Source organism: Beijerinckia sp. L45 (assembly GCF_009765775.1).
In the GTDB taxonomy this organism is placed as follows: Bacteria; Pseudomonadota; Alphaproteobacteria; order Rhizobiales; family Beijerinckiaceae; genus RH-AL1.
This window is the reverse complement of the sequence record NZ_LMUU01000012.1, coordinates 1-5,736: the sequence shown is the minus strand read 5'-3', so window position 1 is coordinate 5,736 and position 5,736 is coordinate 1. Positions and strand designations below refer to the sequence as shown.

6 protein-coding genes are annotated in these 5,736 nt (G+C 65.2%); 4 read left to right on the top strand and 2 right to left on the bottom strand.

The features are described 5' to 3' along the window. A partial coding sequence (locus tag GSQ79_RS00955; RefSeq protein ID WP_246725027.1) for a putative zinc-binding metallopeptidase occupies positions 1-1,157 on the top strand: 1,157 nt, incomplete at its 5' end. Between the two features lie 309 nt (positions 1,158-1,466). Here the strand turns inward: GSQ79_RS00955 and GSQ79_RS00950 are convergent. Next, a complete protein-coding gene (locus GSQ79_RS00950) occupies positions 1,467-2,336 on the bottom strand; it encodes a LysR family transcriptional regulator (protein WP_246725026.1) in 870 nt (289 codons plus the stop codon). Positions 2,337-2,427: 91 nt separating this feature from the next. Here GSQ79_RS00950 and GSQ79_RS00945 point away from each other — a divergent pair, with 91 nt between their 5' ends. Then, complete coding sequence (locus GSQ79_RS00945) at positions 2,428-3,480, top strand: NAD(P)-dependent alcohol dehydrogenase (RefSeq protein ID WP_246725025.1); 1,053 nt, start codon at positions 2,428-2,430, stop codon at positions 3,478-3,480. An 80-nt stretch (positions 3,481-3,560) separates the two neighbouring features. Then, complete coding sequence (locus GSQ79_RS30200) at positions 3,561-3,806, top strand: YciI family protein (protein WP_210252973.1); 246 nt, start codon at positions 3,561-3,563, stop codon at positions 3,804-3,806. A 136-nt stretch (positions 3,807-3,942) separates the two neighbouring features. Here the strand turns inward: GSQ79_RS30200 and GSQ79_RS00935 are convergent, their stop codons facing one another. Continuing rightward, complete coding sequence (locus GSQ79_RS00935) at positions 3,943-4,611, bottom strand: TetR/AcrR family transcriptional regulator (protein ID WP_158806865.1); 669 nt, start codon at positions 4,609-4,611, stop codon at positions 3,943-3,945. A gap of 82 nt (positions 4,612-4,693) precedes the next feature. Here GSQ79_RS00935 and GSQ79_RS00930 point away from each other — a divergent pair. Beyond that, a partial coding sequence (locus GSQ79_RS00930; protein ID WP_158806864.1) for an NAD(P)/FAD-dependent oxidoreductase occupies positions 4,694-5,736 on the top strand: 1,043 nt, incomplete at its 3' end.

Here is a 5,736-nt window from a genome sequence, read left to right as displayed (position 1 = left end):
ATGGCGGAACTCATGGCTGGCGCTCGACTTCGCCCACCTCACAGGGCCGACGTCGAATGCGCCTCTACTCTTGTCAGTACTGTTCGCTCCCGCTGTTCTTCGAGAACACGCATTGCATCCGTTGCCGCAGCGAACTGGGCTACTGGGCGGAGACGGATTCGCTCGTCGTGCTTGAACCGGGCCGCCAGGGATCCGGCGAATGGACGTCGTTCGCGGTGCCCGGCCTGACGCTCCGCTGTTGCTCCAACAGTCGCTTCGGCGTCTGCAATTGGATGGTGGACGCCGCCAGCCAGGAAGGACGATGCACCTCGTGTCGTCACAACCGCGTCGTGCCATCCACCGACACGGCCGCAGGCCTTGCGTCATGGCGCAAGATCGAGTCGGCCAAGCACAAGCTCTTCGCCTCGCTCCATCGGCTCGGGCTCATCGATGTCATCGAGCGCGCGGGCGTCGCAACGCTGGGCTTCCAGTTCCTTGAGGATGGGGTCAACGGAACACCGCCTGTCATGACAGGCCACGCGAACGGTCTCATCACCATCGCGACGAAAGAAGCCGACGACGTCGAGCGTGAACAGCGCCGTAGCCTTCTCGGAGAACCCTATCGCACGGTCCTCGGACACTTCCGCCACGAGTCCGCGCACTATTTCTGGGACAGGCTCGTGCGCGATACCGGAAGGCTGGCCGAGTGCCGCGCGGTCTTCGGAAACGACAGGATCGATTATCAGGCCGCTGTCGGTCGCCATTATCTTCAAGGGGCGCCGGCCGGCTGGCAGAAGGCCTACGTCAGCCCCTATGCGACGATGCACCCCTGGGAGGATTTCGCCGAGACCTGGGCGCATTACCTCCACATGGTGGCGACCCTCGATACGGCCTACGCGTACCAGCTCCGCATCGCACCGCCGAAAGACCGCTTCCGCGCGTCCTGGGTCGACGACCCCGTGGACCCCTACGAGGCGGAGAACATCGACACGCTCGTCAACAACTGGATGCCGCTCACAACGATGCTTAACTCCTTGAACGGGGCGATGGGAAAGGACGACGCCTATCCGTTCGTCCTGACGGCACCGGTGATCGGAAAGCTGGGCTACGTGCACTGGCTGATCCGGCAGACGGTCGCGGAGATCCGCAGCGATGCTCGGGCGCTGCTGCTCTCATAGCGATCATCATCCCGCCACGTAACGACGGGATCCTTTATCCCTGAACCTGCGCACGCGCGTCGCCCTGATCCCGAGACCTCGTCAGTTCAGCTGCTCGGCGGCGGAGGATTTGGCGGTCGGCGAAGCAGGCGATCACGATCCCACGCGCCTTCGTGCGAGGTGACCTGCTTGTCCTTCGACGAACCGACGGCGGCGCTTCTAGAGCCCGGTCCGAGGTCTTCCTAGAACTCCAAGGCCTCGCTCGGACTGCTTCGCCATGGCGGGGCGTCACCATCGGCGCGGAACCGGGCGCCTGTCTGTTCGGTCGGGTCAGCCGAATACTTCAACGACCAGATCGACGAAGCTGCGCAGTGTCGGCGTCTGGCGCCGGTTGGCCGAAAAGAGCAGGTGCATCGCTCGGACGGGAGCGTCGAAATCCTCGAGGACGGGGACTAGGGCGCCGGATGCGAGATCGTCACGAAGGACGCTCTCTGCCTGAAGGAAGATGCCGCCACCCGCGAGCGCGGCCGTGCGCAGCACGCGCGAGTCGTTGGATTGGAAACGACTTCGGACGCGTACGGTTTGGGTCTCGTCGTCGCGCGTGAAGATCCAGTCGGCGAACGGCAATCCCGTCGAATAAATGAATCCGAGGCAGTCGTGATCCGCCAGATCGTGTGGCGTCGCAGGTGCGCCTCTCTTGGCGAGGTAGCCCGGCGACGCGCAGGCGACGAGCCGGTGCGGCGCAAGGGTGCGTGAAAGGAACGAGGAATCCTCGAGATCGCCGAGGCGGACCACGACGTCGTAGCCTTCGTCCACGATGTCGACGAACCGATCGCTCAGGACGAGATCGATCGATACGGCCGGTTGGGCCTCGAGATAGCTGGAGACGATGGGTGCGAGGCAGCATGCGCCGAAGCTCACCGGTGCGCCGACGCGCAGATGTCTGCGATGGGTCGTGCCGAGATCCTGAGCCAATGATTCAGCTGCGTCCGTCTCGGCGAGGATCGTGCGGCAACGCTCGTAGAAGGCCTGTCCGATGGACGTCAGGCTCTGACGTCGCGTCGTGCGTCTGATCAGCTCGACGCCGAGCCGCTCCTCCAGGAATCCGACATGCCTGCCGACCATCTGCGGCGACAGATCGAGGGCCGCCGCAGCGGCGGTAAAGGATCCAAGGTCGGCCGCCTTCACGAAGACGGCCATGCTATGCAGCCGGTCCATCGATTAGAAACTCTGGGTTTCAGGTATCCAAGATCTTCCTTCATTTATCCGCATGCGCTTTGGACGCAAGATCTTGATCGATCTGATTTGGAGACCTGCGATGCGCACCTATCGATTTGACGCCCTGACCGGCCTTGACGACCTCCACCAGCATGAGGAGCCGGTTGCCGAGCCGCAGCGCGGCGAGATCCTGCTGCGCATCCAGGCTGTGTCGCTGAACTACCGCGACATCGCGATGCCGCTTGGACGCTATCCCTCCCCCGCGAAACCTGGGCTCATCCCGACGAGCGACGCAGCGGCCGAAGTGATGGAAGTCGGGGAAGGCGTGACACAGTTCAGGCCGGGCGACCGCGTCATCGGCGCCTTCCATCCCCGCTGGTTCGGTGGCGAGCGTCCACGATCCTTCGCGGCCGACAGCTACGGGTCAGCACAGGACGGCTGGCTGTCGGAATACAAGGTCGTGTCGCAGGAGGCGGTCGTGCCGCTGCCCGACGGGCTGAGCTGGGAGGAGGGGTCGACGCTCCCGTGCGCCGCGGCGACCGCCTGGTGTGCGCTGGCCGGAGGAACTCCGATCCGCGCGGGTCAGACGGTGCTGACGCTCGGAACCGGGGGCGTGTCGATCTTCGCGGTACAGCTCGCCAAGGCGGTGGGCGCCCGCGTAATCGCGACGACCTCGAGTGCCGACAAGGCCGAGAGGCTGGTGGCGCTGGGCGCCGACGAGGTCCTGAACTACCGCGAGCTGCCCGACTGGGGAGACGCGGTGCGTGAGCTGACCGGAGGACGAGGCGTCGAGCGGATCGTCGAGGTCGGCGGATCCTCTACGATCGGGCAATCGCTGAAGGCCGTGGCGGTCGACGGCGAGGTCGTGCTGGTCGGATTTCTGGGCAGCGAGCCTGCGAACATCGACTACTTCGACATCCAGGGCACCTATGCCCGCCTGCGCTCCATCTCGGTCGGTGACCGAGGCAACCTTGTCGAAGCGGTCAGGGCAATTGGTGAGAGCGGGATCAGGCCCGTGATCGACGCCGTCTACCCGTTCGAGGACGCGGCGGCGGCGTTCCAGCACCTGGCCAGCGGCGAACACGTCGGCAAGGTCGTCGTCCGCATCGCGGCCGGAGGATCCTGACCATGCCGTTCTTCATCGTCACCATGACCTATCCTGACGGCGATGGTTGGGGTCGACACGTCGGCGCCCATTTCCGCTAACTGAAGGCGCATGTTGAGAGTGGCGCTCTGCGCGCTTCGGGGCCGCTAAAGGGAACTCCGCTGCGCACAGGCTTCCTCATCTTCGTCGCGGAAATGCGCAATGACGCGGAAATGCTTGTCGCGCGCGATCCCTTCGCCATCGAAGGCCTCATCGTATCCCTGACGATCCAAGAGTGGGATCCGTTGTTCGGCGCTTTCGCCGACAAGTCGAGCGGCAGCCTGGAGGGATTGGATGAAGCGGTCTGATTGGGTCCGGATAGCCTTCGATCCGGAAGGCGCAGATCGCTGAGCCCACCATGCACGTCGGTTTCCCTGGAGTACGCGGAGGTGCCCTCCGCGGATCTCCCCAACCCCGACCCGATGCGTACGGTGTCGCAGCCGGTCACCCGACGGTTCCGATGCCGGCCAGGATGAGGTCGATGCCGGCAAGGAACTGCTCACGGTCGTCATGCTCGCGCAGTTGCGCCGCCACCTGACGCAGGAACGGGTATTCGCAAGGGTCGAGTTGCGACCACTGCGTCGCGACGGTCGCGAGAAGCGCCGTGCGGTCCGTCCCGCGGGCATGGCTGCGGGCATTGGCGGCATTCTGGACGGCGACGCCGACGATGTAGTTCACGAGCGCGGACCAGGAATCGAACAGTGCGCGTTCGGGAACGCCTAGCGCCAGAAGCCGGCCTCCGATGCCCTCGAAGATCCGGAGCATCGCGGGCTGTCCGGGCCCGCGGGACAGTTGGGTCCCGACCCATGGATGGGCGTCGATCGCGTCGAAAAGACCAAGCGCTATGAGCCGGATCGCTTCGCGCGGCCTACCGCCCCCGATCTTGATCATGAAGGGGGTGACGACCTCCTCGGCGGCCGCGGCGAGCAGCTCATCCTTGTCGCTAACGTGCCAGTAGATCGCGCCGCTGCCCGTCGCCATGCGGCCTGCAAGCGCGCGGAAGGTCAACGCGCTTTCGCCGGCGTCGTCGAGGATCTCGATCGCCACCCCGACGATCCGCTTCTTCGATAGCGCGTCGGACCGTCGGTCGGTGCGTTGGATCTTTGCTCCCATGGAGGCCACCTTGACACGACTGGAACAACGTTCCAATAGCCTTTTCGTGGAACGTTGTTCCAGAAACGGTTGGGAGCACCTCATGATACCGATAGCCATCGTCGGCGCGGGACTTGGCGGCCTTGTGCTCGCCCGCGTCCTCCACCTGCACGGCATCCCCTCGACGATCTTCGAGGGGGATGTTTCGGCGGAGGCTCGAAGGCAAGGCGGTCAGCTCGACATCCACGAGCATGACGGCCAGCGAGCCCTCGAAGCCGCCGGTCTGATGGACGAGTTTCGAGCGATCATCCACGAAGGCGGCGAGGCCATGCGCGTTCTCGACCAGCACGGGGTCCCGTTGTTCGAGAGCCCCGGGACGGGGCGACGTCCAGAGGTGCTTCGAGGTGACCTGCGGCGCATCCTCATCGCCTCCCTGCCGCCTCATGCGATCAATTGGAGAAAGAAGCTCGTCCAGGCCACCGCGTCGGGCGCAGGCCGGCACGAGCTGACGTTCGCCGACGGCTCGACGGTGACGACGGACCTTCTCGTTGGGGCCGACGGCGCGTGGTCGAAGATCCGTCCGCTGCTTTCGGACGCGGAGCCGGAATATGTCGGCACGGCGTTCGTCGAGACCTATCTGTACGACGTCGACGAGAGGCACGCCGTGGCGGCGAAGGCTGTCGGAAGAGGTGCCATGTACGCCCCGTCTCCGTGCAGGGCGATCTTCACGCACCGCGAGTCGGGTGGCGTTCTCCACACCTATGCCGAGCTGAAGCGCCCCGGCGAGTGGTTCGCCGACATCGACTTCGGAAACACCGCTTCCGCCACCGCTCGCATCGCAGCCGAGTTCGACGGATGGGCCCCGGAGCTGACCGCGTTGATCGCCGACAGCGATTCGCCACCGGCGCTGCGCATGATCCACGCGCTTCCGGTTGGACACCGGTGGGATCGAAAACCCGGCGTCACGCTCCTCGGTGATGCCGCCCATCTCGCACCGCCGGGTGGCGAGGGTGCGAACCTGGCGATGTTCGATGGCGCCGAGCTCGCCAAGGCCATCGTCGCGCATCGCGATCAAGTCGAAATCGCGCTCGTCGCCTACGAGGAGGAGATGTTCTCGCGCGGCGAAGCCTCGGCGGCGGACGCCCA